Source organism: Salinivibrio sp. MA351, from assembly GCF_001996065.1.
Taxonomy (GTDB): domain Bacteria; phylum Pseudomonadota; class Gammaproteobacteria; order Enterobacterales; family Vibrionaceae; genus Salinivibrio; species Salinivibrio costicola.
Map to the genome: position 1 here is coordinate 33,572 of NZ_MUFG01000001.1, position 26,851 is coordinate 60,422.

The 26,851-nt window shown below is 50.3% G+C and carries 22 protein-coding genes and 6 tRNA genes; 1 reads left to right on the forward strand and 27 read right to left on the reverse strand.

Translation table 11 applies throughout. The annotated features are described in order from the left end of the window. Positions 1-159 precede the first annotated feature (159 nt). The 14 genes from BZG78_RS00145 to BZG78_RS00210 all read right to left on the reverse strand — a co-directional run bounded on the left by BZG78_RS00145 (position 160) and on the right by BZG78_RS00210 (position 10,160). A complete protein-coding gene (locus tag BZG78_RS00145) occupies positions 160-1,290 on the reverse strand; it encodes a sodium ion-translocating decarboxylase subunit beta (RefSeq protein ID WP_021022074.1) in 1,131 nt (376 codons plus the stop codon). Positions 1,291-1,299: 9 nt separating this feature from the next. Next, entirely contained in the window at positions 1,300-3,102 is a 1,803-nt protein-coding gene (gene oadA / locus BZG78_RS00150; RefSeq protein WP_077459774.1) for a sodium-extruding oxaloacetate decarboxylase subunit alpha, read from the reverse strand. 31 nt (positions 3,103-3,133) lie between these two features. Next, complete coding sequence (locus tag BZG78_RS00155) at positions 3,134-3,388, reverse strand: OadG family transporter subunit (protein WP_077660058.1); 255 nt, start codon at positions 3,386-3,388, stop codon at positions 3,134-3,136. A gap of 440 nt (positions 3,389-3,828) precedes the next feature. Beyond that, positions 3,829-3,905: transfer RNA gene (locus BZG78_RS00160), tRNA-Arg, on the reverse strand. 26 nt (positions 3,906-3,931) lie between these two features. Next, positions 3,932-4,008: transfer RNA gene (locus BZG78_RS00165), tRNA-Arg, on the reverse strand. 56 nt (positions 4,009-4,064) lie between these two features. Then, a tRNA-Arg gene (locus BZG78_RS00170) sits at positions 4,065-4,141 on the reverse strand. Between the two features lie 42 nt (positions 4,142-4,183). Further along, positions 4,184-4,276 (reverse strand) — tRNA-Ser (locus BZG78_RS00175). A gap of 8 nt (positions 4,277-4,284) precedes the next feature. Continuing rightward, positions 4,285-4,361, reverse strand: a tRNA-Arg gene (locus tag BZG78_RS00180). Positions 4,362-4,385: 24 nt separating this feature from the next. Next, positions 4,386-4,478, reverse strand: a tRNA-Ser gene (locus tag BZG78_RS00185). Between the two features lie 197 nt (positions 4,479-4,675). Next, complete coding sequence (csrA, locus tag BZG78_RS00190; protein WP_021022078.1) at positions 4,676-4,873, reverse strand: carbon storage regulator CsrA; 198 nt, start codon at positions 4,871-4,873, stop codon at positions 4,676-4,678. A 442-nt stretch (positions 4,874-5,315) separates the two neighbouring features. Then, the gene (alaS, locus tag BZG78_RS00195; RefSeq protein ID WP_077660059.1) at positions 5,316-7,898 is read right to left on the reverse strand and encodes an alanine--tRNA ligase; all 2,583 of its coding nucleotides are present in this window, start codon (positions 7,896-7,898) and stop codon (positions 5,316-5,318) included. A 128-nt stretch (positions 7,899-8,026) separates the two neighbouring features. Beyond that, positions 8,027-8,494, reverse strand: a complete 468-nt coding sequence (locus BZG78_RS00200; protein ID WP_242412966.1) for a regulatory protein RecX — start codon at positions 8,492-8,494, stop codon at positions 8,027-8,029. After that, positions 8,494-9,543: a recombinase RecA gene (gene recA, locus BZG78_RS00205; RefSeq protein WP_021022081.1), complete on the reverse strand. Its 1,050-nt coding sequence runs from the start codon at positions 9,541-9,543 to the stop codon at positions 8,494-8,496. Before recA ends, BZG78_RS00200 begins: the two co-directional genes overlap by 1 nt. A gap of 131 nt (positions 9,544-9,674) precedes the next feature. Further along, complete coding sequence (locus BZG78_RS00210; protein WP_021022082.1) at positions 9,675-10,160, reverse strand: CinA family protein; 486 nt, start codon at positions 10,158-10,160, stop codon at positions 9,675-9,677. Positions 10,161-10,266: 106 nt separating this feature from the next. On the opposite strand from BZG78_RS00210, the gene mutS reads away from it, so the two are divergent. After that, positions 10,267-12,846 carry a DNA mismatch repair protein MutS gene (gene mutS, locus BZG78_RS00215; protein WP_077660060.1) on the forward strand — a complete coding sequence of 860 codons (2,580 nt, stop codon included), beginning with the start codon at positions 10,267-10,269 and terminating at the stop codon, positions 12,844-12,846. Positions 12,847-12,980: 134 nt separating this feature from the next. Here the strand turns inward: mutS and rpoS are convergent, their stop codons facing one another. The 13 genes from rpoS to rlmD all read right to left on the reverse strand — a co-directional run bounded on the left by rpoS (position 12,981) and on the right by rlmD (position 26,793). Further along, entirely contained in the window at positions 12,981-13,955 is a 975-nt protein-coding gene (gene rpoS / locus BZG78_RS00220; RefSeq protein WP_077660061.1) for an RNA polymerase sigma factor RpoS, read from the reverse strand. Between the two features lie 104 nt (positions 13,956-14,059). Next, a complete protein-coding gene (locus BZG78_RS00225) occupies positions 14,060-15,007 on the reverse strand; it encodes a peptidoglycan DD-metalloendopeptidase family protein (protein ID WP_077660062.1) in 948 nt (315 codons plus the stop codon). Positions 15,008-15,041: 34 nt separating this feature from the next. Further along, positions 15,042-15,662, reverse strand: a complete 621-nt coding sequence (locus BZG78_RS00230) for a protein-L-isoaspartate(D-aspartate) O-methyltransferase (RefSeq protein WP_077459779.1) — start codon at positions 15,660-15,662, stop codon at positions 15,042-15,044. A gap of 85 nt (positions 15,663-15,747) precedes the next feature. Beyond that, on the reverse strand, positions 15,748-16,485 hold the full coding sequence (surE, locus tag BZG78_RS00235; protein ID WP_077660063.1) for a 5'/3'-nucleotidase SurE: 738 nt from the start codon (positions 16,483-16,485) through the stop codon (positions 15,748-15,750). Beyond that, complete coding sequence (gene truD, locus BZG78_RS00240) at positions 16,469-17,500, reverse strand: tRNA pseudouridine(13) synthase TruD (protein WP_077660064.1); 1,032 nt, start codon at positions 17,498-17,500, stop codon at positions 16,469-16,471. The genes surE and truD overlap by 17 nt, the downstream gene beginning before the upstream one ends. After that, positions 17,497-17,976 carry a 2-C-methyl-D-erythritol 2,4-cyclodiphosphate synthase gene (gene ispF, locus BZG78_RS00245; protein WP_077660065.1) on the reverse strand — a complete coding sequence of 160 codons (480 nt, stop codon included), beginning with the start codon at positions 17,974-17,976 and terminating at the stop codon, positions 17,497-17,499. Before ispF ends, truD begins: the two co-directional genes overlap by 4 nt. Further along, the gene (gene ispD / locus BZG78_RS00250; protein WP_274533585.1) at positions 17,976-18,689 is read right to left on the reverse strand and encodes a 2-C-methyl-D-erythritol 4-phosphate cytidylyltransferase; all 714 of its coding nucleotides are present in this window, start codon (positions 18,687-18,689) and stop codon (positions 17,976-17,978) included. Before ispD ends, ispF begins: the two co-directional genes overlap by 1 nt. A gap of 42 nt (positions 18,690-18,731) precedes the next feature. Further along, positions 18,732-19,010 carry a cell division protein FtsB gene (gene ftsB, locus BZG78_RS00255; protein ID WP_021022088.1) on the reverse strand — a complete coding sequence of 93 codons (279 nt, stop codon included), beginning with the start codon at positions 19,008-19,010 and terminating at the stop codon, positions 18,732-18,734. Between the two features lie 158 nt (positions 19,011-19,168). Continuing rightward, a complete protein-coding gene (eno, locus tag BZG78_RS00260; RefSeq protein ID WP_077459783.1) occupies positions 19,169-20,467 on the reverse strand; it encodes a phosphopyruvate hydratase in 1,299 nt (432 codons plus the stop codon). A gap of 74 nt (positions 20,468-20,541) precedes the next feature. After that, positions 20,542-22,176: a CTP synthase gene (locus tag BZG78_RS00265; RefSeq protein ID WP_077660066.1), complete on the reverse strand. Its 1,635-nt coding sequence runs from the start codon at positions 22,174-22,176 to the stop codon at positions 20,542-20,544. Between the two features lie 155 nt (positions 22,177-22,331). After that, on the reverse strand, positions 22,332-23,126 hold the full coding sequence (gene mazG / locus BZG78_RS00270; RefSeq protein WP_077660067.1) for a nucleoside triphosphate pyrophosphohydrolase: 795 nt from the start codon (positions 23,124-23,126) through the stop codon (positions 22,332-22,334). A 50-nt stretch (positions 23,127-23,176) separates the two neighbouring features. Next, positions 23,177-25,393 carry a GTP diphosphokinase gene (gene relA, locus BZG78_RS00275; protein ID WP_021022092.1) on the reverse strand — a complete coding sequence of 739 codons (2,217 nt, stop codon included), beginning with the start codon at positions 25,391-25,393 and terminating at the stop codon, positions 23,177-23,179. 68 nt (positions 25,394-25,461) lie between these two features. Continuing rightward, positions 25,462-26,793 (reverse strand): 23S rRNA (uracil(1939)-C(5))-methyltransferase RlmD, encoded by a 1,332-nt coding sequence (gene rlmD / locus BZG78_RS00280; protein ID WP_077660068.1) that lies wholly within the window; start codon positions 26,791-26,793, stop codon positions 25,462-25,464. Between the last annotated feature and the right edge of the window lie 58 nt (positions 26,794-26,851).

Here is a 26,851-nt window from a genome sequence, read left to right on the forward strand (position 1 = left end):
TTGATAGCGCAGATAATAAAAAAGCACAGGGTCATCGCAACGCGTAAACCCCTAGTCTTAACAAAAACAGCGACAGACTCAATGCCTGCCGCTGTTTTCTTTTCACTGTTCACGTGTTTTGTTTTTGCTACGGTTTGTCTCTATATTCACATCGCACGGCTATCCGACTAACGCCAACAATATCCCCGCTGCGACAGCCGAGCCAAGCACGCCAGCCACATTCGGTCCCATCGCATGCATCAGCAGGAAGTTATGTGGATTGGCATCCAGTCCAACCTTATTCACCACGCGCGCAGCCATTGGCACGGCAGAGACGCCGGCCGCGCCAATCAGTGGGTTGATAGGATCGCGGCTAAACCGGTTAAGCAGCTTCGCCATTAAGACGCCCGTTCCGGTGCCGATGCTGAACGCGACCGCTCCGAGCACCAAGATCCCTAAGGTTTCAAACTGAAGAAACTTATCCGCTTCTAGCTTGGAACCAACGGCAAGCCCCAAGAAAATGGTCACAATGTTGATCAACTCATTCTGCGCAGTACTCGATAACCGATCGACGACGCCACACTCACGCATCAGATTGCCCAGACAAAACATACCAACCAAGGGCGTTGCGGAGGGTAAGAATAAGATCGTCATCATCAAGACCGCTAAAGGAAACAGCACTTTCTCCGTTTTCGAGACATGACGCAGCTGTTTCATTTCAATTTGGCGTTCTTGTGGCGAGGTGAACAACTTCATGATCGGCGGTTGAATAATTGGCACCAACGCCATGTAACTATAGGCCGCGACTGCAATCGCGCCAAGAAGATCCGGCGATAGTCGGCTAGCCAAGAAGATGGCCGTCGGTCCATCCGCACCACCAATAATCGCAATTGATGCTGCATCTTGAAGGCTAAATTCCATGCCTGGGACCAGATTGAGCAAGATAGCACCGAACAAGGTAGCAAAAATGCCAAATTGCGCCGCCGCCCCTAAAAGCAAGGTACGCGGGTTAGCAATCAAGGCACCAAAGTCGGTCATCGCCCCCACTCCCATAAAGATCAATAACGGGAAAACCCCCGTATCAATCCCGACATGGTAGACGTAATACAACAAACCGCCCGGCTCGTTAAAACCCGCGTTGGGAATATTCGCCAAGATTGCCCCAAACCCGATGGGCAACAGAAGCAAAGGCTCAAACCCACGTCGGATCGCAAGAAAGAGCAGCAGACAACCGACGGCCATCATCACCAGCTGTGGCCACTGGAAATTCGCCAGTCCAGTTTCCGACCACAGGATCATTAATCCTTCCATGCTGCCCTCTTATCCTAAATGTAAAAGCGGCATGCCGACAGTCACGGCGTCGCCTTCTTTTACTTGTACATCTTGGACAGTGCCAGCATGCGCAGCCCTGACTTCGGTTTCCATCTTCATCGCTTCTAGGATGATCAGAACGTCACCTTCTTGTACATGCTCACCGGCGGTCACCATGACTTTAAAGATATTACCCGCTAACGGTGCGGTGACTGGCTCTGCGTGGGTAGATGCCGGCTGTGACACCGGGGCACGCGGTGCTGTAGGCGCATTGTCGACATCGTTAGCAGTTTGGATCGCGCCTAGTGCGCCATCGGGACCGACATCCACTTGATACACCTGGCCATTAACGCGCACGCTGTAAGTTTCAACCTCAACTTGGCTCGCTGGGCTAGCCGCGGGCGTTGCTGGCGGCGTGGAGTCTCCGGTGGGTACCGGTTCAAACGCATCAGGATTGCCACGATTTTGGAGGAATTTCCAACCCACTTGTGGGAACAAGGCGTAAGTGAGGACATCGTCAATCGTCTCTTCCGCCAAACTCACACCTTCTGTCGACGCTTTATCGGTTAATGCCTGCGTCAAGTTTTCCATTTCGGGGGCTAATTTATCCGCCGGACGGCAGGTAATCGCTTGTTCACCGTCAAGCACGCGCGCTTGTAATTTTGCATTGACCGGTGCGGGGGCTTTTCCGTATTCGCCTTTTAACAGCGCAGCAGTCTCTTTAGTAATGCTCTTATAACGCTCGCCGGTCAATACATTAATGACAGATTGCGATCCGACAATTTGTGAGGTCGGCGTAACTAAGGGGATATATCCTAAGTCTTCACGCACCCGCGGGATCTCGTCTAAGACCTCATCCATTTTGTCAGCCGCGCCTTGTTCTTTAAGCTGGCTTTCCATGTTGGTCAACATACCGCCGGGCACTTGCGCGATCAAAATACGTGAGTCGACGCCTTTTAACTGCCCTTCAAATTGGGCGTATTTTTTCCGCACGGTACGGAAGTAAGCCGCAATCGATTCAAGTTTATTCAGGTCAAGGTGAGTTTCACGCTCGGTGCCTTCAAGCATCGCAACAACGGTTTCAGTCGGGGTATGCCCATAAGTTTGGCTCATTGAGGAAATGGCCGTATCCAGGACATCTAACCCCGCTTCTACTGCTTTAACCGCCGTTGCTGTTGATAACCCTGTGGTCGCATGACAATGCAGCGACAGGGGAATATCACAGGTCGATTTTATGCGGCTCACGAGCTCATACGCTTCATAAGGTTTAAGCAGGCCGGACATATCTTTGATGCACAGAGAGTGACAGCCAAGATCTTCCAACTGCTTGGCTAAATCGGTCCAGGTATCCATGGTATGCACAGGGCTAGTGGTGTAAGAAATCGTTCCCTGAGCGTGGGCACCTACGTCCACTGCCGCACCCACAGCGGCTTGAAAGTTACGCACATCATTCATGGCATCAAAGATGCGGAATACATCCATACCGTTGGCATGAGCGCGTTCAACGAACTTGTATACCACATCATCGGCGTAGTGGCGGTAACCCAAGAGATTCTGCCCACGTAAAAGCATTTGCATCGGGGTATTAGGCATGGCTTTTTTAAGCTCTCGCAACCGTACCCAAGGGTCTTCACCCAAATAGCGAATACAGGCATCAAAGGTCGCGCCACCCCATGTTTCTAATGACCAGAACCCAATCTGATCGAGCTCGGCGGCAATCGGCAACATATCGTCCAAACGCAGACGTGTGGCAAACAACGACTGATGGGCATCACGCAATACCACATCGGTAATAGCTAACGGCGTAGACATAACAAACTCCTTTTTATATGTGCCTTACCACTCAACGATGGCGTTGGCGGTACTGCTGGACAGCGACAGTGATCGCGGCAACGACATCCGGTGAAGGCTGCGATACGTCAGGTGCTGCTTGGGCTTTGGGCTGAACGGCCGCTTTCGCCGCGGCAGGGGGGGTAGGGTCACCAAAACGTTCCAGTTGGCGGACCAAAAAAATTAATACCGAAAGAAATACAAATACCACAACCATGCCGGTTAACATCAGCATCGTTGCCTGTTCTAAAAGCGCGCCTAAATCCATGGTTTCTTCCTTGTTACTCACTCTTACTGACAATGATGCGCGGATGGCCCGTTATTATTCATTTATCTTGGTGGCCATTTCATCATCGGCGTTCAAAATACTAACAATTCGCATAAATGACAATCTCGTGTTGTGTTTTTGTTACCTGACAACACGGGTCATGATGCGCTCATCGCACGCGAACAACCGCCACTCGAAAAGGCGTATTTATCTCGTCCAAGTCCGTTAATCGCGCGATGAAACGTCCTAGTACATAGCGGGTTTTGACGGTTTGGCTAACAATAGAGGCGCACTATCCCATTTTTGGAAAAAGCGTTTTTCCAGTATCACAATACGCTGTCCAATAGCGATAGCGAAAATAATAAACGGAAAAGTCGATTTGGGTGACAATGAAAAGATAGCGAAATGGGAATTAAGGAGAAGGAAGAGGTAATGCAAAATGGCGCGTCCGGGAGGATTCGAACCTCCGACCGCCTGGTTCGTAGCCAGGTACTCTATCCAGCTGAGCTACGGACGCGCTGACGGATTTGCATAGATTGAAGATGGCGCGCTCGGGAGGATTCGAACCTCCGACCGCCTGGTTCGTAGCCAGGTACTCTATCCAGCTGAGCTACGAGCGCGTGTCGTCAATCTTATGTTCATCATGAACGGTGTTGCGGGTCTTCCATGGAGGTGATGGCGCGTCCGGGAGGATTCGAACCTCCGACCGCCTGGTTCGTAGCCAGGTACTCTATCCAGCTGAGCTACGGACGCACATCTTTTACTGCAATTATCACAAGGCAGGCTTGTCGATAATGGCGGTGAGGGAGGGATTCGAACCCTCGATACGGCTACAAACCGTATACTCCCTTAGCAGGGGAGCGCCTTCAGCCACTCGGCCACCTCACCGCAAGTAGTGGCGCGTCCGGGAGGATTCGAACCTCCGACCGCCTGGTTCGTAGCCAGGTACTCTATCCAGCTGAGCTACGGACGCGCATCTATCTTGCTTGCAACAACATGGCGGTGAGGGAGGGATTCGAACCCTCGATACGGCTACAAACCGTATACTCCCTTAGCAGGGGAGCGCCTTCAGCCACTCGGCCACCTCACCGTCGCTGCGGGTGCACATATTACTTTGAGCCAGATATATGTCAAACACTTTTCGGGGAAAAGTCGCCTTGTTACTAACAAATGGACAATTATCACCCACAAGGTGTTTTTATTGTTGGTTTTATCGCCGTTTCATTTTGATTTTATGGGAAAACCAACCATAAAAAAGGCCGACCCTGGTCGACCTCTTTTGCTTTGTTAGTAGTCGTTTTGACTACCGGCTGGCGCGCCTTTTTCGGCTTGAATACGCATGTAGATCTCTTCGCGGTGTACAGAGACATCTTTCGGTGCATTCACACCAATACGTACTTGGTTACCTTTTACACCCAACACAGTGACGGTGACTTCATCACCAATCATCAAGGTTTCGCCAACACGGCGAGTCAAAATCAGCATGCTTCTACTCCTTGAGTATCAATCTTTTATTTATTCAATTAGTTTCTGAGCCAGATAACCCGCCAGCGTATCGGCTCGCTATCTGCAATCGTTGGATTATTTCCCTGCTCGTGATGCCAATGCGGGAGGTTTTGTTACCCGCACTTCACACTATGGCCGAATTATCACACCATATCCAGAAAAGGGCAGAGAAATTTACTGTTTTATCATCATACCGTTAGCCATAAAGGCGCGTGATCTGAGACAACAGAGTAAGAGAAATCAGTGTTGCACTGGTCAGCAAAGCGATAAAATGTAAGCGATATCACCGCTCAGCACCGACACATCGCCTAAGGCGTTGCACTATACAGAATCAAAAAAAAAGTGCAATTATTAATCTAGATCACAAAAAAAGGCCGCGCATGGCGACCTTCTTGACTTTTCTTAAATGCTTTTTAGCGAATTATAACCGTTCGGCAAGCCAAGCATCGACAGCGGCTAACGCGCTGGGTAATGCGCTTACATCGCTACCACCCGCTTGCGCCATATCAGGGCGACCACCGCCTTTACCACCGACTTGTTGCGCGACAACATTGACCAGCTCACCCGCTTTCACTGTACCGGTGAGATCTTTGGTCACACCCGCAATCAAGCCTACTTTATCGTTGGCGACATTGCCAAGAAGCACAATCCCGCTCCCCATTTGGTTTTTGAGATCATCAACCATACTACGCAGTGCCTTGTTATCTGCCCCATCGAGTTGGCTGACCAGTACCTTAGTGCCATTGATTTCGCGCACTTGATTAATCAATCCAGCGCTTTCTTGTGCTGCGAGCTTTTGCTTCAGTTGTTGGATTTGCTTCTCCAACCCTTTAGCTTTGCTATGCACTTCATCCAATTTGGCCTCGTAGTCGGCTTGGGTCTGGTACACATTATCTATCGCCGCTTGACCTGTAATAGCCTCGATACGACGAACTCCAGCTGCAATACCTGCCTCTGAAACGATTTTGAACATACCAATGTCGCCGGTACGATTGGCATGCGTGCCACCGCAAAGCTCGATGGAGAAGTCGCCCATACTCAATACGCGCACTTCGTCGTCGTATTTCTCACCAAACAATGCCATCGCGCCTTTTTGTTTCGCAGCGTCGATATCCATGACTTCCGTTTGTACTGCATTGTTAGCGCGAATTTGCTCATTAACGATACGCTCTACCGCTTTTAGCTCATCGGCAGTCACAGGCTCTAAGTGAGAAAAATCAAAGCGCAAACCATCAGCGCGCACCAAGGACCCTTTTTGCGCAATGTGATCGCCGAGCACGTCACGGAGCGCTGCATGTAACAGGTGCGTGGCTGAGTGGTTCATGGCCACCGCATGACGACGCTTGGCATCGACTTGCGCGGTTGCCTGCGCGCCAACACTTAACTGTCCGTCGGATAAAGCACCATAATGAGCAATCGCCTGCCCGATCTTCTGGGTATCCGTTACCGTGAAACGCCCTTGGTCGGTATCAATGATGCCTGTATCGCCACACTGACCACCGGCTTCGGCATAGAAAGGGGTGTGGTCGAGGATAACCACCGCGTGATCGCCCGATGCCAGATGGTCGACCGATTCACCCTCCACGAAAATCTCAGTAATCTGACCTTTCGCCTCTGTGCCTGTGTAACCGCAGAAATCAGAGCCGTGGTCGACTTTAATCGTTTGGTTATAATCGGTGCCAAATTGACCGGCTTCACGCGCGCGTTGACGCTGAGCGTCCATCGCCGCTTCAAAACCGGCTTCATCAATGCGGTAACCGCGCTCACGTGCGACATCGTTGGTTAAGTCCGCTGGAAAGCCGTAGGTATCGTAAAGCTTGAAGACGGTCTCGCCATCCAACTCATCGCCATCCACTTTATCTAACGCTTCTTCTAGCATTAACATGCCGCGTTCAAGAGTACGACTAAAGTTGTCTTCTTCAATTTTTAGGACTTTTTCAACCATGGTTTGCTGCGCACGCAGATCTTCGCCGGCCGTGCCCATGATGGTGGCCAACGGCCCCACCAACTTGTAGAAGAAGGTGTCTTTGCTGCCTAACTTATTACCATGACGCACCGCACGACGAATAATTCGACGTAACACGTAGCCGCGCCCTTCGTTAGAAGGCATCACACCATCGACAATCAAATACGCACAAGATCGGATATGATCAGCGACCACACGCAAAGACTGATTGGTCAGGTCTTCAACTCCGATGATGTCAGCCACTTGCTTAATTAATTGCTGGAAAACATCAATTTCATAGTTGGAGTGCACGCCTTGCTTAATCGCGGCGATACGCTCAATCCCCATTCCCGTATCAACTGACGGTTTAGGGAGGTTCTCCATGGTGCCATCAGCTTGTCGATTGAACTGCATGAAAACGATGTTCCAGATCTCAATGAAGCGATCACCGTCTTCTTCAGGCGTACCTGGAGGTCCTCCCCAGATATGCTCACCGTGGTCGTAGAAAATTTCACTGCAAGGCCCACAAGGTCCGGTATCCCCCATTTGCCAGAAGTTGTCTGACTCATACGGCTTTCCGCCTTCTTTATCGCCGATACGCACAATGCGATCCGCCGGTACACCGATGGTGTTATGCCAAAGATCAAACGCTTCGTCATCAGTGTGGTAAATGGTCACCAACAGTTTTTCTTTTGGCAAACCGATCGTCTCGGTCAAAAACGCCCACGCATAAGCAATCGCGTCTTTTTTGAAGTAGTCACCAAAACTAAAGTTACCGAGCATTTCAAAAAAGGTGTGATGACGAGCGGTAAAGCCTACATTTTCAAGGTCGTTATGTTTACCGCCGGCGCGCACACAACGTTGTGCTGAGGTCGCACGTGTGTAGTCTCGCTTCTCGGCCCCTAAGAAGGTGTCCTTAAATTGGTTCATGCCTGCATTAGTGAACAACAGTGTTGGGTCGTCGGCAGGGACGAGCGATGAGCTAGGCACAATCTGGTGCCCTTTGCTTTCAAAGAACTTGAGAAACGCTGTACGGATCTCATCAGTGCTCATATACATTGGCTAATCCTGATAATCGAATATTGCGTTAGCAACCGGTTATGGTAATGACGCGATGGGAGCATCGTATTGTTTACGCCATTGTAAACAACCGATCGCGTGGGGAAAAGAGACAGAGTAGGATTGGTTTAGAAATGCGGGTCGATATCGTCGTCATTCAGCGCGTATTGGATTTGATCAAAGTTAAAACCGCGCGATTGTAAAAAACGCATGCGTTTCGCTTTCACCTTGTGCTCAACAGGAGGAAGACGGCCATCTAGGTCAGCATACTTACGTATCGCTGTTTCTTTGGCGAGTAGGTACCAATCCACTTCAGCGTCTTGCTCTGCGCGGGCGAGTAGCTCAATATCAACGCCTTTACGTTTCGCATCTTGGCAGATACGCAACCAGCCATGATGTTTGTTTATTCCCTGACGCAACAGGCTGGTAGCAAAGCGCGCGTCATCTAACCAGCCTCGTTCTAAGCAGTCATTAATAGTGAGGGTAATTGCGTCGTCATCAAATCCGCGTTGAGACAATTTTTGTGTTAGCTCGTGGACAGAGTGATCGCGGCGAGCCAACAGGCCCACCGCTATTTCTTGGCACGATGCCGCCATTACAGCTTCTCGTCCTCAGTATCTGCCTCAACGTTGGCGTCTACAGCTTCGTTGTTCAGGCCTGGCTGCAGCAACATCTCACGCAAGGTGGTGTCAATTTCTTCAGCAATATGGGGGTTTTCTTTCAGGTATTTACATGCATTGGCTTTACCTTGGCCAATTTTATCGCCTTTGTAGCTGTACCAAGCTCCGGCTTTTTCTACCAGTTTATGTTTCACACCCAGATCCACCAGCTCGCCCTGCAAGTTAATGCCCTGACCATAAAGGATTTGGAACTCTGCTTGTTTAAACGGTGCGGCGACTTTGTTTTTTACCACTTTGACGCGGGTTTCGTTACCCACCACTTCATCGCCTTCTTTAATCGCACCAATGCGGCGAATATCTAAACGGACCGATGCATAGAACTTCAATGCATTACCGCCTGTGGTCGTTTCTGGGTTACCAAACATCACACCAATCTTCATCCGAATTTGGTTGATAAAGACCATCATGGTATTGCTGTTTTTGATGTTGGCGGTCAGCTTACGCATCGCTTGTGACAGCATACGCGCTTGCAGACCCATGTGGGAGTCGCCCATTTCGCCTTCAATCTCAGCTTTTGGCGTCAAGGCTGCGACCGAATCGATAACAATCATATCAACGGCCCCGGAACGCGTCAGCGCATCAGCAATTTCCAAAGCTTGTTCGCCAGTATCGGGCTGAGACACCAACAGGTTATCAATATCGACACCCAGCTTGCGCGCATAGATTGGGTCGAGTGCGTGTTCCGCGTCAATAAACGCACAAGTCTTGCCCTTTTTTTGCGCTTCAGCGATGGCTTCTAGGGTCAATGTCGTTTTACCTGATGACTCAGGTCCATAGATCTCGATGATACGACCAAATGGTAGGCCACCGGCGCCTAGCGCAATATCCAGAGACAAAGAGCCGGTCGATACGGTTTCGATGTCCATGGTACGGTCATCACCCAGACGCATGATTGAGCCTTTGCCAAATTGCTTTTCGATTTGCCCGAGTGCGGCTGCGAGCGCCTTTTCTTTGTTATCGTCCATTTCGGTCTCCAGGAAATAAAACGCTATCTCTATGAGATAAAAGCTATCATTAATGGGGCTAAGTATACTGTCCATTTATACAGTGTCTAGCCCTGTTTAGAAAAAATCTATCGGATGCGACACGCCTCCGATTATGGCGACAATCGCTGTAGCGCAAATGAGAGTGCATGTTCAATGGTTTGTTCACGCACGGCGCGCCGATCACCATCAAAATGACATACTTCACTATCCGTTTCACCATTGTGCCATGCCCAAGCAAACCAAACAGTACCGATCGGTTTATCATCGCTACCACCACTCGGTCCTGCAACACCACTGACCGCAATCGCTAATCCTGCGTTAGCCTCGGCCAATGCACCTTCCGCCATCGCGCTGACCACAGGCTCGCTCACTGCGCCATACTGGGCCAGTAAATCCGTGGGGACATGAACTAATGCTTGCTTTGCGGTGTTGCTATAGGTAACCCATGCCTGCTGAAACCACTGCGAGCTGCCTGGCACATCGGTCAGGCAATAGGCAATACCACCGCCGGTGCATGACTCCGCGGTAGTCACGGTTAATTCTGTATCCAATAGGGCATCACCCAAACGCTTTGCCAATGAGAATAAAGGGTCCACTGCGCACTCCTTTTTATTGGGTTGAGAAACCTGCACCACAACTTTACCCCTTGCGGTCCGATCACGTATTCTAACGCCCTTAACGTTCCATTTTGCAGGTCTAGTCGTGACAGTACAAGCGCTCGAAAAGCACACTCCCATGATGCAACAGTATCTCAAACTTAAAGCGCAGCATCCTGAAGAGCTGCTCTTTTATCGTATGGGAGATTTTTACGAACTCTTTTACGACGATGCCAAACGCGCCTCTCAATTATTAGATATTTCGTTGACCAAACGCGGCAGTTCAGGCGGTGAACCGATCCCCATGGCAGGCGTGCCCTATCATGCCGTGGAGGGCTATTTAGCCAAGTTGGTGCAATTGGGTGAACCCGTTGCCATTTGCGAGCAAATTGGTGATCCTGCCACCAGTAAAGGCCCCGTTGAGCGCCAGGTGGTACGCATCGTGACACCGGGTACCGTCTCTGATGAGGCATTGCTGAGTGAACGCGTCGACAACCTAGTGGCCGCATTGACGTGCGATAACGACCAGTTTGGCTTTGCAACCTTAGATATCACCTCTGGGCGATTCGTTCTGACTGAGCCGACAACCTATGAGCAGATGCAGGCGGAATTGCAGCGTACTCAGCCTGTCGAACTCTTGTATCCAGAGGACTTCCCCTACCCCGATCTCTTATCGGTGAGCCGCGGTGCAAGACGCCGTCCAATATGGGAGTTTGATTTAGACACGGCACGCAGCCAATTGACCGGCCAGTTTGGTACGCGCGATTTAGTTGGCTTTGGCGTCGAGGACTGCTCTCTTGGGCTAAGCGCGGCAGGCTGTGTTTTACAATATGCTAAAGAAACGCAGCGTACTGCACTGCCTCACATTCGTGCCATTGTTAAAGATCAGCAAGATAGCTCTGTCGTGCTTGATGCTGCAACACGACGTAACTTAGAAATCACCCAAAATCTCGCCGGTGGCACCGATAACACGCTGGCCGAGGTGCTAGACCAAACCACGACACCGATGGGCAGCCGTTTACTCAAACGCTGGTTACATCAACCCTTGCGCGATCGCCAAGTGCTCAATCAGCGCTTAGATGCCATTGGCACCCTGCTAGACAATAGCTTGTACACGGATCTTAGCGACGCTCTCAAGCCGGTGGGAGACATTGAACGTGTCCTTGCTCGCTTGGCCATGCGTTCAGCGCGCCCGCGTGATATGGCAAGGCTACGTACTGCATTGGCGCAGCTACCTGAGGTGCAAACATTGCTCACCGAGCTTGACCACAGTGCCTTCTCCGATCACCAAAAAGCCACCACTCCGATGCCGGAGTTACACGATCTACTCACGCGGGCCGTCGTCGACAATCCACCGGTAGTGATCCGTGATGGCGGCGTGATTGCGCCAGGGTACAGCGCGGAACTGGATGAGTGGCGCGACTTGTCCGAAGGCGCATCACGTTACTTAGAAGAACTAGAAACCCGCGAGCGCGAGCAATATGGCATCGACACGCTGAAAGTGGGTTATAACCAGGTGCATGGTTTTTATATTCAAATCAGCCGCGCGCAAAGTGATCGGGTACCTGCGCACTATATTCGCCGTCAAACGCTTAAAAATGCCGAGCGCTACATCATCCCAGAATTAAAAGAGCATGAAGACAAAGTATTAAGCTCTCGGTCTAATGCGTTGGCGCTCGAAAAACGCTTATGGGACGAATTGTTTGATCAGTTACTGCCACATTTGGCGCGATTACAGCAAGCATCAGAGGCGTTATCCGCGTTAGATGTATTGTGTAACCTCGCGGAGCGTGCTGATAGCCTCAACTATCATCGCCCAACATTGACCGAACAACCGGGGATCGATATCGAAGCGGGTCGACACCCGGTGGTTGAGCAGGTCATGACGGATCCGTTTATCCCCAACCCGATCACATTAAATCCTGAACGCCGCATGCTGATCATTACCGGTCCGAATATGGGGGGTAAATCCACCTATATGCGTCAAACAGCCTTGATCACCTTGCTAAGTCATATCGGTGCCTATGTGCCCGCCGAGCACACCTCCATTGGACCTATTGATCGTATCTTTACCCGTATTGGCGCGTCCGATGACCTTGCCTCAGGGCGTTCGACATTTATGGTAGAGATGACAGAAACCGCGAACATTCTTCACAATGCCACGGCCAACAGCTTGGTGTTAATGGATGAAATTGGACGCGGCACCAGTACTTATGATGGCTTGTCCTTAGCATGGGCCAGTGCCGAGTGGCTGGCAGAAAAAATCCATGCCATGACCCTATTTGCCACACATTACTTTGAGCTCACCGAACTGCCAGGACAAATGGAAGGCTTGGTCAACGTTCATCTAGATGCGATGGAGCATGGCGATGAAATCGCCTTTATGCACGCGGTACAAGAGGGAGCAGCCAGTAAATCTTATGGTTTAGCAGTCGCAAGCCTGGCCGGGGTTCCCAAACCCGTCATTCGCCGCGCCAAACATAAGCTGGCCCAACTTGAGCAAAGCGGCCAGCACACGGCAAATACCGAACAGTCGGTCGGTAAAATAATACCGACGCAATTGCCTTTGCTCCCCGAGCCCAGTGAATTAGATCATGCAATTGATGCACTCAATCCAGATGAAATGACCCCGCGTCAGGCCTTAGATGCGCTTTATGCCCTTAAAGCATTGCAGCAATCACGTTAATCACGCTAAGTGAAGCCATTCGCATTGATTATCGCGCGTTAATCATCACCAAAGCATCGATGACCGCACAACAAAAAACGGGACAGCCTTTGCTGTCCCGTTTTAATGTTGCTCTATGATTTGGGTAGTATTGTCTATTGTTCGACATTAAAGAGCGACTCAATACTTAGCCCTTGATGGGTCAGCATGTCGCGTAAACGACGTAGGCCTTCCACTTGAATTTGACGAACCCGCTCACGGGTTAGGCCAATTTCACGCCCAACATCTTCCAGCGTAGAGGCTTCATGCCCCAGAAGACCAAACCGGCGCGACAACACTTCGCGTTGCTTCGGATTCAGCTCCTGTAGCCATTGCACAATCGATTTCTTCATATCATCGTCTTGCGTGGTGTATTCAGGGCCATCCTGCTTTTCGTCAGGGATGATATCCAACAGCGCTTTTTCTGAGTCACCACCAATCGGATTATCCACAGAGCCAATACGTTCATTAAGGCGGAGCATACGATTTACATCTTCAACCGGCTTATCAAGCTGCGCGGCAATATCTTCCGCTGTCGGCTCATGATCTAGCTTTTGCGCTAATTCACGGGCAGTACGCAGATACACATTCAACTCTTTGACGACATGAATAGGCAGACGAATGGTACGCGTCTGGTTCATAATGGCACGCTCAATGGTTTGGCGAATCCACCAGGTTGCATAGGTTGAAAAACGGAAGCCGCGCTCTGGGTCAAACTTTTCTACGGCACGGATCAGGCCAAGGTTCCCTTCTTCAACCAGATCCAATAACGCTAGCCCCCGATTCGAGTAACGACGCGAAATTTTAACCACCAATCGCAAGTTACTCTCAATCATACGTTTACGGGCAACCTCATCACCCCGTAACGCTCGACGTGCGTAAAGCACCTCTTCTTCGGCAGTAAGAAGTGGTGAGAAGCCGATTTCACTTAGGTAAAGTTGGGTGGCATCAGAGGCTTTGGACGTGGCTGCTTGTTGCTGAACAGCCTCTTCGACTTCTTCGGCCACCTCTGGGGCTTGCGCCTCAACGGTGTCCAATTCCACGTCTTGATTCAAGCCGTCCAGTTTTTTTGCGGTATTTGTTTGGCTCATAGCGCCTCCCTTATGACGTAGCAGCAAAGCAGAATGTGTTTCTGCTTTAACCGGCCCCGTCACATCGGTGGCTGCAGCGTTATCACTTTGGTTTTGCCCCTGTGCTAACGCTTTGGCAGATAATGCAACGGATTGACCGATTTTCCTTTGTAGCGAATTTCAAAATGCAACCGAACACTGTTTGCACCAGAACTGCCCATTGAAGCTATTTTTTGCCCCTTCGTGACAGCTTGGCCTTCTGAAACATAAAACGAATCGTTGTGCGCGTACGCACTCAGATAATCATCATTGTGTTTCACTATTATTAATTTACCGTAACCTCGAAGCGCGCTTCCGGCGTAAACGACTTTTCCATCTGCCGCTGCCTGAATACGTTGTCCTCGTTGCCCAGCAATATCTATGCCCTTATTGCCTCGCTCTGTACTAGAAAATCGGGACACCATTCGGCCTTTTGCTGGCCATTGCCAGGTAATCTGTTGGTTAGATACGCTAGCGGTCCGCTTATTAACAACTTTCTTACTTTTCTCTTTTACTTGACTGTACCCCGCTGAAGGGTCCGATTCAACGTCTTTTGTGCGTTGAGTCGCGGTTTTTGACTTCTTTTTCCCCTCGAATTTGCCAGGATCGGCGCCTTTTCTAGAAGATGCTGCTACCGACGCAGCACTTGCAGTGGCTTTTGTGGCAGCGGCCACAGAAGCGCCATTGGCGACGACCTCGGCAGCAGAAGAAGATGAGGAAGATTGGTCCCTAGTGGGCGATTTAGCCACATCGGGACGCTGATAAGCAGGCTTCCACAATGCCAGTGTCTGCCCGGGGTAAATGGTGTAAGGAGGCTGTAAATTATTATGCTCGATGATATCGTCAATATCGCGATCCGTGATGTAAGCGATGTAGTAAAGCGTGTCGCCTTTTTTCACTTCATAATAGCTACCGCGATAGCTGCCTCTATCCACACTGGTGTAATCGGGCGTCACACTGGATACCGGTGCCGGTCCTCGCCAGGAACAACCAGATAAAAAAACCAATAGTGACAGAAAAAGCGCGATTTTCATCTATTTTAAAACACAGCTCCATCGCTCAGGCAGTTTATGCCAGTTCGCCCGCAACAAGGGGAACAAATTTAACCGATTCAACCATCTCGGTGTCGAATCTCGTTCCGTCACGCGTGACTTTCATCAGCGTTTGCTCAGCATCACCAATGGGAATCAACATCACACCGCCATCATTAAGTTGTTCACACAAAGCCTCCGGAATGTTGGCGGCTGCCGCGGTGACCATAATAGCATCATACGGTCCTTTACTCGGCCAACCTTGCCAACCATCTCCATGCTTGGTGGAAACGTTATAAATATCCAGCTGTTTAAGGCGCCGTTTGGCCAGCATTTGTAATTGTTTAATCCGTTCGACAGAATAAACATGATCGACCAAGTTCGCGAGGATGGCGGTTTGATAACCGGACCCAGTGCCAATTTCCAAAATGCGACTATCTCGTTGCAAATTGAGTAGCGATGTCATCTTAGCCACAATATAAGGTTGTGAAATGGTTTGTCCCCAACCAATCGGTAACGCATTGTTTCCGTAGGCCTGGTGGGTCATGGCTTCAGAGACAAATAAATGTCTGGGCACGGCTTGCATGGCATCTAAAACGTCAGTGTTTGTCACACCTTGTTGTTGCAAAAATTGAATAAGTGATTGCGCTTGACTCAACGTCTGCTTCCTTTATCACTGAGTTTGAATCGATAAATAAGGCTGCCGCCTCATTGCGGCTAGCCCAGTATGGCACGCGAGGGGATTACTCAGTCAGCCATTGCGAAAACACACCTAGCGTATCATGAGCGGTTAAATCCACTTGCAGTGGTGTGATAGAGACAAACTGCTCAGAAATCGCGTGGAAGTCGGTTCCTGGTCCTGCGTCTTGTGTTTTACCCGGCGCGCCAATCCAGTATATCGGTTTACCTCGCGGATCGCCTTGTTTTATCACATCTTCTGCGTGGTGGCGGGCGCCAAGACGGGTCACTTTCCAACCCGCAAGACGGTCAAGAGGCACATCCGGCACATTAATATTGATCAAACGATGGTTCGGCGCCTCATGACGCTGGTTTTTCGCTAAAAACTGTTTCACCACATGTGCCGCAGTGTCAAAGTGTTGATGACCACAAAGTGAGACTGCGATTGCTGGCGCGCCGAGGAAAAAGCCTTCTGTTGCCGCAGCGACCGTCCCCGAGTACAGTACGTCATCACCCAAATTCGCCCCCTGATTGATCCCTGTAATCACAAAATCGGGCTCCCACGGCAACAGCTCCCGCAGGGCTAAATGGACCGAATCCGTCGGGGTGCCTTGAACCGCATAACGTTGGGGACCCAGTTCACGTACCCGTAATGGATTTTCCAACGTTAACGAGTTGGAGGCCCCTGAGCAGTTACGATCCGGCGCGGCGACTACGACATCAGCAATACTCGATAACACCTCGGTCAATGTTTGGATCCCTTGCGCATGGTAGCCGTCATCGTTACTAATCAATATGCGCATCACGCTCTCCTTGTTCATTTGCAATCACAACTTCTCTCATCACTGCTGTCGCAAATGCCCCCGCAGGTAAAAAGAAACTGACGGTTAAGGTATCAGTATCGTGCGACCACGTCATGGCCCGAGGCAGTAAACGTATTAGGCGACGGTCATGACGCATGCGATTATCGCGAATCACCGCCAATAAATCTGGCTCTTGTTCTACCACATTTAACTCAAACTGCTCGGCGTCAGCGGTGGTCGGTAAAGCATTATCACCCGTCATCGGTGCAGTAATGGTTGGTTTTTGAAGACCGGCCTCGACCGTATACGTTTGTTTTTCCTCGTCCATACATAAATCACCAGCCAGTGTCTGGTCAAACAAGCCAGCCTTTAATCGCGCAGAAACCACTTGATTAAACAACAACGCACGCGCAGCTGAGAGATAAAAACTACGTTTACTCTTATCCCGGACTTTGCGCTCTCCACGCCCCCAAGCACGAGCTATCGTCACATTGTTGCCCTCGCGACCAAATCGCTGAGCGCCAAAATAATTAGGGACGCCCTCTTTAGCAATGGCTTCAAGACGAGGGAGCAATGCTTGCGGATCGGTAAGCTGACGAATACAGAGCGTAAACTGATTACCAATCAAATCACCCGGACGTAGTTTATGTTGATGCCGTGCGGTGCCCTCGAGACTGACAACACCCGGATGGGTCTCGACAAACGCCGCTAAATCCGGATCATCTTTTCCTGGCAGGTGAACGCTGAACCATTGCTCTGTTACCGCATGGCGATCTTTTAAACCGGCCCAGCTGACTTGGCGCGAGGTAACACCACAGGCTTTTGCCAGCTCGTTAGCCACGTATTGCGTGTTTTCACCCCGCTTTTTAATTCGGACTAAAAAGTGCTCGCCTTGACCAGATGGCGTAAAACCGAGGGATTCTGAGACAATAAAATCGTCTGGAGAGGCTTTTAAGGTCCCGGACTGTGTCGGCTGACCATGTGAGTACGCTAAAGGTGCCAGTAAGTCTGTCATAGAGCCTCTTTATTCAATAAGACAACGGCTTCGCACGCGATGCCTTCTTTACGGCCAGTAAAACCAAGACGCTCTGACGTCGTCGCTTTGACGTTGACCGCGCCCGTTTCCACGCACAAGTCTTTTGCGATCGCCGCACGCATCGCTTGAATATGCGGGCCCATTTTAGGTGCTTGGGCAATAATGGTGATATCCGCATTCCCGAGCTGATAGCCTTTCGCTCGTACTTTGGTGTAAACGTCTCGCAGTAACATCTGGCTATCGGCCCCAGCCCATTCTTCACAGGTATCTGGATAATGCTGGCCAATATCGCCGGCGGCAATCGCGCCCAGTAAAGCATCACATAACGCATGGAGGGCAACATCACCGTCTGAATGCGCGATCAGTCCTTGCTCATAAGGCACTGCCACCCCACCGATAATAACCGGGCCATCGCCCCCAAATTTATGCACGTCAAAGCCGTGTCCAATTCGCATCATGCTTGGCCTTCTTGTTGTGAAAGGTAAAACGCTGCAAGCCACTGATCCTCTGGATGGGTGACCTTAATATTGCTAGCACTCGCAGGCACCAAAATCGGATGTCCGCCGATCGCTTCAATCGCGGAAGCTTCATCGGTGACCTGATCACCGGCTATTTCCAGTGCGCGTTTTAGTGTTTGAGTTAAAAACATTTGTGGCGTCAGGGCATGCCAAAGCGCTTCGCGCTCAACCGTATGTGCCACTTGTCCATCGTCATTCGCGCGCTTCATCGTGTCTCTCACTGGCGCCGCCAATAAGGCTCCGTCTTGATGAGATTGCGCGTGCGCGATCAGCGCATCAATGTCTGCATGCGTCACACACGGTCGTGCCGCATCATGCACCATGACCCACTGAGTTGTCACCGCTGCTAATCCAGCTTGTACAGAGGTTGCGCGAGTTAGCCCCCCGGTCACAACCTGCACATCGGCATGCTCACCAAGGCCAGTTTGCGCAAAGTAACCGTCGTTAGCGCTAATCGCAATCACCACCGAACTAATCGCAGGGTGTGCCAGCAAGCGCTCAACGGTATGTTGAAGCAGCGTTTTGCCTGCTAAAGTAAGGTATTGTTTAGGACAGTGAGCCTGCATTCGCCGTCCCACCCCGGCGGCAGGGACCACGGCACTGATACCCGACCGCAAAGCGCCAGGCTGCAAAGAGGTTTGTTCGACCACAAGTTATCTTCTTTGTTAGTACCGCCTGCAGGCGGTAATCGGTTATTGTCTTGTATCGACCAATCGGAAAAATGTTTCGTCGGGTTTGATCATGCCAAGCTCGTTACGTGCGCGCTCTTCAATCGCTTCTTGACCGCGTTTTAAATCCGCAATCTCCGCGTACATTTGTTGATTACGCGTCACGAGTTTTTGATTGGCCTGCTGCTGCACGGCGACATTGGCTTCAATTTGCCAGTAATCTGTCACGCCATTTTTGCCTAACCATAAATCGTATTGTAGCCAAACAAGCGTGAGAAACAGCGCAACCGATAGCAGCCTCATACCTGTACTCCTTCCTATATCGGCTCGACGTATTTGCACAATAGAATTCTAGTCGCATAGGCTAGCGGATCAGGTCGCTGGTGTCATGGTTTTCCTAAACGAAAAAAGCCGCGCCGTTAAACGGCGCGGCTTTTCTAATAAAAGTGTCTAAGTGCCGATTATTGGCCTTTCACTTCTTTTAGACCGTTAAACGGTGCTTTTTCACCCAGCGCATCTTCGATGCGGATAAGCTGGTTGTACTTAGCAACGCGATCTGAACGGCTCATCGAACCGGTTTTGATTTGGCCTGCTGCAGTACCCACCGCTAAGTCAGCGATGGTTGCGTCTTCAGTTTCGCCTGAACGGTGAGAGATAACCGCCGTGTAACCAGCGTCTTTCGCCATCTTGATTGCAGCCAGCGTCTCAGTCAATGAACCGATCTGGTTGAATTTGATCAAGATAGAGTTCGCCACACCTTTGTCGATGCCTTCTTTCAGGATCTTAGTGTTAGTCACAAACAAGTCATCACCAACCAGCTGAAGCTTGTCACCCAGCAGTTCGGTTTGGTGCTTAAAGCCGTCCCAATCAGACTCGTCGAGGCCGTCTTCGATAGACACGATTGGGTACTCTTCAGCCAGCTTAGCAAGATAGTGGTTAAACTCTTCTGAAGAGAAGGTTTTACCTTCACCTTTCATGTTGTAGATGCCTTGCTCTTTGTCATAGAACTCAGACGCTGCACAGTCCATTGCTAAAGTAATGTCTTTACCCAGCTCGTAGCCTGCTTGCTCAACCGCTTCTTTAATCGCGGCGAGTGCTGCTGCGTTTGACTCTAGGTTAGGCGCAAAACCACCTTCGTCACCAACAGCAGTGCTTAGGCCTTTGGCTTTCAGTACTTTGGCAAGGTTGTGGAATACTTCTGCACCGATGCGCAGCGCTTCTTTTAGCGTCTTAGCACCGACTGGCTGGATCATGAACTCTTGGATATCAACGTTGTTATCCGCGTGCTCACCACCATTCAGGATATTCATCATTGGCAGAGGCATAGAGAACTGACCCGCAGTACCGTTTAGCTCAGCGATATGCTCGAACAAAGGCATGCCTTTTGCCGCTGCCGCTGCTTTGGCGTTCGCCAAAGAAACCGCGAGGATAGCGTTAGCACCGAACTGAGATTTGTTCTCGGTACCGTCGAGATCGATCATCACTTGGTCGATATCCGCTTGCGCTTTAGCGTCTTTACCCAGCAATGCTTCTGCGATTGGGCCATTCACAGCTTCAATCGCTTTCAGTACGCCTTTACCCATGAAACGTGACTTATCACCGTCACGCAGTTCTAGTGCTTCGCGAGAACCCGTAGATGCACCAGAAGGAGCTGCTGCCATACCAACGAAACCACCTTCTAGGTGAACTTCCGCTTCAACGGTAGGGTTACCGCGTGAATCAATAATTTCACGACCTAGAACTTTAACGATCTTAGACATTGTGATTCCTCTCGTCTGTCATTGTTTTTAAAAATAAAGAGCGGCCGCCTTCTGGGCTACCGCTCGAATGTCGTTTATAGCTCACCACGCTGTTTTTTGCCTGCCGCAGCAACAAATCCAGCAAACAGTGGATGGCCATCACGCGGCGTTGAAGTGAATTCCGGGTGGAACTGGCACGCCACGAACCAAGGATGTGCTGGGTTTTCAATGATCTCTACCAGCTTTTTATCGGCAGACAGACCAGAAACTGACAATCCTGCTTTTTCTAGCTTAGGACGTAGCAGATTATTCACTTCATAACGGTGGCGATGGCGCTCATGGATTTGGGTATTGCCGTAGAGCTGATGCGCTTTCGAACCTTCAGCTAAGTGGCAAAGCTGCGCGCCTAGGCGCATGGTGCCACCAAGGTCTGACGTCTCGCTACGCTCTTCCACTTTGCCTTCTTCATCGACCCACTCAGTGATCAGGCCAACGACAGGATAAGGGCTTGCTTGGCTAAACTCAGTCGAGTTAGCGCCTTCCATGCCGGCGACATTACGTGCGTATTCAATCAACGCCACCTGCATACCAAGACAAATACCCAGATACGGCACATTGTTTTCACGTGCATATTGTGCCGCAAGGATCTTACCTTCAATGCCGCGGTCACCAAATCCACCAGGGACGAGAATCGCGTCCAAGTCCTTCAGCATTTCACTGCCGCGGGTTTCAAGATCTTGTGAATCCACGTACTTGATGTTGACGGTCAGGCGATTTTTCAACCCACCGTGTTTTAACGCTTCATTGACGGACTTGTACGCATCCGGCAATTCAATGTACTTACCGACCATACCAATGGTGACTTCACCCATTGGGTTGGCTTCTTCGTAGCTCACTTGCTCCCATTCAGACAAGTCAGCTTCTACGGCTTCAATGCCAAAGCGCTTGCACACCAAATCGTCCAACCCTTGCGAACGGATCAACGATGGGATCTTGTAAATAGAGTCGACGTCTTTCATGGTGATCACCGCTTTTTCCGCCACATTACAGAACAGCGCAATCTTAGCGCGTTCATTGGCAGGAATTGGGCGCTCACTACGGCATACCAGCACATCCGGCTGAATACCAATCGACAGAAGCTCTTTTACTGAGTGCTGGGTCGGCTTGGTTTTTACTTCGCCTGCCGCAGCCAAGTAAGGCACTAATGTCAGATGCATGAACATGGCATGTTCGCGGCCCACGTCTACCGTCAACTGACGAATCGCTTCCAAAAATGGTAATGATTCAATATCACCGACCGTTCCGCCGATCTCGACGATCACAATATCGTGACCTTCACCGCCTGCGACGATGCGATCTTTGATCGAGTTGGTAATATGTGGGATCACCTGAATCGTCGCCCCCAGGTAGTCTCCACGGCGCTCTTTGCGCAGTACATCCGCATAAACACGGCCAGAGGTAAAGTTATTACGCTTGGTCATTTTAGTGCGAATGAAGCGCTCATAGTGACCGAGATCAAGGTCGGTCTCTGCGCCGTCTTCCGTGACGAATACTTCTCCGTGCTGGGTAGGGCTCATTGTCCCTGGATCCACGTTAATATAAGGGTCGAGTTTCATGATGGTGACGTTAAGGCCACGCGCTTCAAGAATGGCTGCTAATGAGGCTGCAGCAATACCCTTACCGAGGGAGGATACAACACCGCCCGTAACAAAAATGTAGTTCGTCGTCATGCTAAACCTGAGAGTTGGATTTAGAGGAAATAAATGAAGTTCTGGACGGGATATTATGATACCAGACCCCACTGACTCCCACAATGTGAAAGCTACCACACACCCTGGTGTTTTTAATTGTCACAAATCAATTATGCCAATTACAGGATATTGCCTTACCCGTCTTTTTTAACCGCTTGCCACGCCGATTCTAGTTCATCCAGCTGACATTGTTGAATATTTTTTCCATTATCACGTAATTGATTTTCAACGCCACGAAAGCGACGTTCAAATTTCTGATTGGCTGCGCGCAACGCCTGCTCAGCATCCGTGCCTAGGTGGCGCGCGACATTGACGACAGCAAACAAAAGATCACCAACTTCGTCTTCCACACGGCTTGCGTCAACCGGTGTCTGTGCCAATTCATGTTCGACCTCTTCCAGCTCTTCTCGCACCTTCTCGATAACCGGCGCCACGGTTGGCCAATCAAACCCTGCCCTTGCACATCGTTTTTGTAGCTTGTGGGCGCGAGTTAACGCGGGCAACCCCTGAGTCACGCCATCTAATAGACTGCAGGATTGGGTTGAGGGCATTTTCTCTGCGCGCTCTTGCGCCTTAATACCTTCCCAATCAGGCGAGCTTAATGGCTTCCCGTCCGCATCTTTAGGACCGAATACGTGAGGGTGACGACGCGTGAGCTTATCGCACACTGCACTGACGACATCGTCAAAATCAAATCGATGTTGTTCGCGCCCTAATTGACTGTAGAACACAATTTGAAAAAGAAGGTCGCCCAACTCGTCTTTTAGGTCCGACCAGTTTTCACGCTCGATGGCGTCAGCCACTTCGTACGCCTCTTCTAAAGTATGAGGCACGATAGAGGCAAAGGTTTGTGCCTTGTCCCAGTCACAACCATGATTAGGGTCGCGTAAGGTCGCCATGATCGTCAGTAAGTTGTCAATTGACGCCATAAGAAGGTTCCTTCATGAAAAAAACGCCCTGTCGAAACAGGGCGAATGTATTAGCGGAGGCGTTTCGCTTCGACCACGTCTTTCACTTGTTCAAGCCGGTTTACAACGCGGCTTAAGGTATCTAAATCAGAGATTTCGAGATCAAAGTCCATGATCGACATTTGCTTTTTATAATCAACTCGGCTTTGCATCCCGGCTACCCGTGCTTTCTCATTGCTTAGCACGTTATTGATATCTTTGACCAGCCCGGTTCGTTCATTTGCCGAAAGGCGAATGCGTACATGGTATTGACCAATATGGCCTTTCCCCCACACCGTGGCGATAATCCGCTCCGGTGCATGATGGCTAAGCTCATTGAGCTGTTCGCAATCTGCACGATGGACCGAAATACCACGCCCTTGGGTAACAAATCCTTTAATGTCATCACCCGGCAACGGCTGGCAGCAGCGCGCGAGATGCGTCATCAGGTTATCAACACCTTCGACAACCACGGCATCGCGGTGGGCTTTGCCGGTGCTCGGTTTTTGTTCGCTTTGCTGCAGTTTTTCTAACAACTGCTGCTCTTCTTCTTCCAGGCTCGGTTTATTAATCAGGCCATTAATATGGTTCACTACCTGATTAATGCGCAAATCACCACTGCCCACGCCGGCATAAAGCTCGTCCAGCGTGTTAACGTTAAAGCGTTTTAGCGCCAAATTGGCATCTTTACTGATGCCGCCAATTTTTTGTAGCTCGGTATCCAAGATTTCTTTACCGGCAGCAATGTTCTTGTCTTTGTCTTGCTTGCGGAACCAAGCATTTATTTTGGCGCGCGCACGACTTGAGTTAACAAATCCATGGCTGGGATTGAGCCAATCTCGCGACGGGTTAGGCTCTTTTTGCGTGATGATTTCAACCTGGTCGCCCATTTGTAGGTGATAGGTGAACGGAACAATTCGCCCTTCTACTTTGGCACCAATGCAACGATGACCCACTTCTGAATGGATGTGGTAGGCAAAATCAAGTGGCGTTGCCCCTATAGGTAAGTCGACGACATCGCCGCGCGGGGTGAACGCATACACCCGATCGTCGAACACTTGGCTACGCAACTCATCAAGCATTTCGCCAGAATCAGACATTTCTTCTTGCCATGCCAATAGCTTACGCAGCCAGGTGATTTTTTCATCGTAGCCACTGCGGCCACTGGCTGAGCCTTCTTTATATTTCCAATGGGCCGCTACACCTAGCTCTGCATCATCGTGCATTTGTTTGGTGCGAATTTGAATCTCAACGGGCTTGCCTTCCGGCCCCAACACCACAGTGTGAATTGACTGATAACCGTTCGGCTTGGGGTTGGCGACATAATCATCAAATTCTTTGGGTAGATGACGGAACTGGGTATGGACGGCACCTAATGCGGCGTAACAATCCTGAAGTTGATCCGCAATGATGCGCACAGCGCGCACATCAAACAACTCATCAAACTCCAGATTTTTCTTCTGCATTTTGCGCCAGATACTATAAATATGCTTCGGGCGTCCATATACCTGTGCATTAATATGCGACGCTTCCATTTCCTGCTGGAGCCCTTCGACAAAGGCACTGATATAGTTTTCACGGTCAATGCGTCGCTCGGCCAGCTGCTTGGCGATTTGTTTATAGGTTTGCGCATGTTGGTAACGGAACGCGTAATCTTCAAGCTCCCACTTTAGCTGACCAATTCCCAATCGGTTAGCCAAAGGCGCATAAATGTTAGCGCTCTCTTTCGCTGCTTGCTGACGCACAGACTCTGGCGCATCTTTCACTTCACGTAAATGGCAAATACGCTCGGCGAGTTTAATCACCACGCAACGAAAGTCTTCCACCATAGAGAGCAACATACGGCGCACATTATCAACTTGCGAGGACGTGGCCTCATCGTCGGCTTGGGTATTTAAATGCCGAATCGCAGCGGTCTGCTGCACACCGCGAATCAGGTTGACTATCGACATCGAATAGTCGTCCGCCAGTGTCTCCAGGGTGACCAGTTCGGCGTCGACCATCGGAAATAATAGCGCGGCCAGCAAGGTGTCGGCATCCATGCTTAATGTCACGAGGATTTCGATCATCTCTCGGCCTCGCCACAAAGGCTGGCTGAGTGCTGATTCATCGTCACTCAATGCTCGACAATATTGGTAGCCGTCTAACAAGGCTTGTGTCGTCGATGCGTCTTGCCCGAGTCGCTTAACCCAGGTGTTAAGCTCAAATGTTTCATCTTCGTGTAGGTGGGCTTCTCGTACCGCAACCATAACTGTTCCTATCCTTAACTCTCTTACTGACAAGAGAGGCATGTCGATAACGACAAGCCACTAAACGCTTATGCCCGCTTGTTCGTCACCGGCTTAAACAAGGCCATCGATTCCATGTGTCCTGTTTGTGGAAACATATCCAGCATCCCTAATTTGACAAGTGCATAACCATTATCAAGCAGCACGCGGGCATCGCGCGCCAGGGTGGCAGGATTACAGGACACATAAACAATATGTGAAGCCCTCGATTGTGCCACAAAGTCTATAACACCCGCAGCCCCTGCGCGTGCCGGATCGAGTAAGATTTTGGTAAAATCGAGATGGGTCCACTCTCCTTCTAACGCGTCGCTATTTAAATCAGCTTGATAAAAACCGGTGTTATCACAACCATTTATCTTCGCATTATCTGCCGCCTGATTCACCATGGCTTGCACGCCTTCCACCCCGACAACGTGCCCAACCAGTTTGGCAGCGGGGACACTAAAGTTACCCAATCCACAAAAGAGATCCAAGACACGATCTTCTTTCTCTAGTGCTAACCAATCCAGTGCCTGTGACACCATGTCCTGATTGACCGTCGGGTTGACCTGAATAAAGTCATTCGGTTGAAACGCAAGGCGACATCCCGCCACTTGGTAATCTGGCGCGGCGCCGATAAGACGTTCAGGTGCGCCATCGCCTTGATGAAGATAAAAGGTGCAGCCTTGAGTTTCTGCCCAGTGGCACAATGCTTGACGGTCATCACTGTGCAATACCTTGGTGGTACGCAACGACACTACCGTGGTGTTGTCAGCCTCAATCAGATCAAGATGACCCAAAATACGTCGACCACGCAGGCCATCCAAACACGGACGCAAGTGCGCAAGCAAAGTATTCAATGACTCACTCAGGACCGGACAATGGCTAACATTGATAATCGCACTGCGTTGGCGAGCACGAAACCCCATTGCCAATGCCCCCTTTTTATCAACCTGAAGACTGATGCGTGCACGACGCCGATATTGCCATGGCCTATCTGTAATAGGTGCCGAGAGTGTTGCCTCTTCCCCAGCAAATTTTTGCATCAGCTCATTCAACGTTTGCTGTTTATGCGTAACCTGCCCTTCATGGCTTAGATGCTGCAAGCTGCAACCACCGCACTGCTGATAAACCGGGCACCCTGGCTCAACACGTTGTGTGGCGTGGCTATCGAGTTTAATTAATTGGCCGCGCGCATATTGCCGTTTTTGTTCGGTCAGCTGTACCAAGGCTTGCTCTTCCGGCAAGGTACCTGGGACAAACACCGGTTTTTTATCCAAAAAGCCAACGCCATCGCCATGATGGTCTAAGCGTTTAATGGTTATCAGCTGATGCTTTTGCTCAACCTTTTTATTTTTTTCGGGCTTAAAAAAGCGCGCCATGTCGTATTCCAGTGTTTAAAGCTTGTTGCCAAGCCAGTCAAGAGATCCTGCCAGTGGG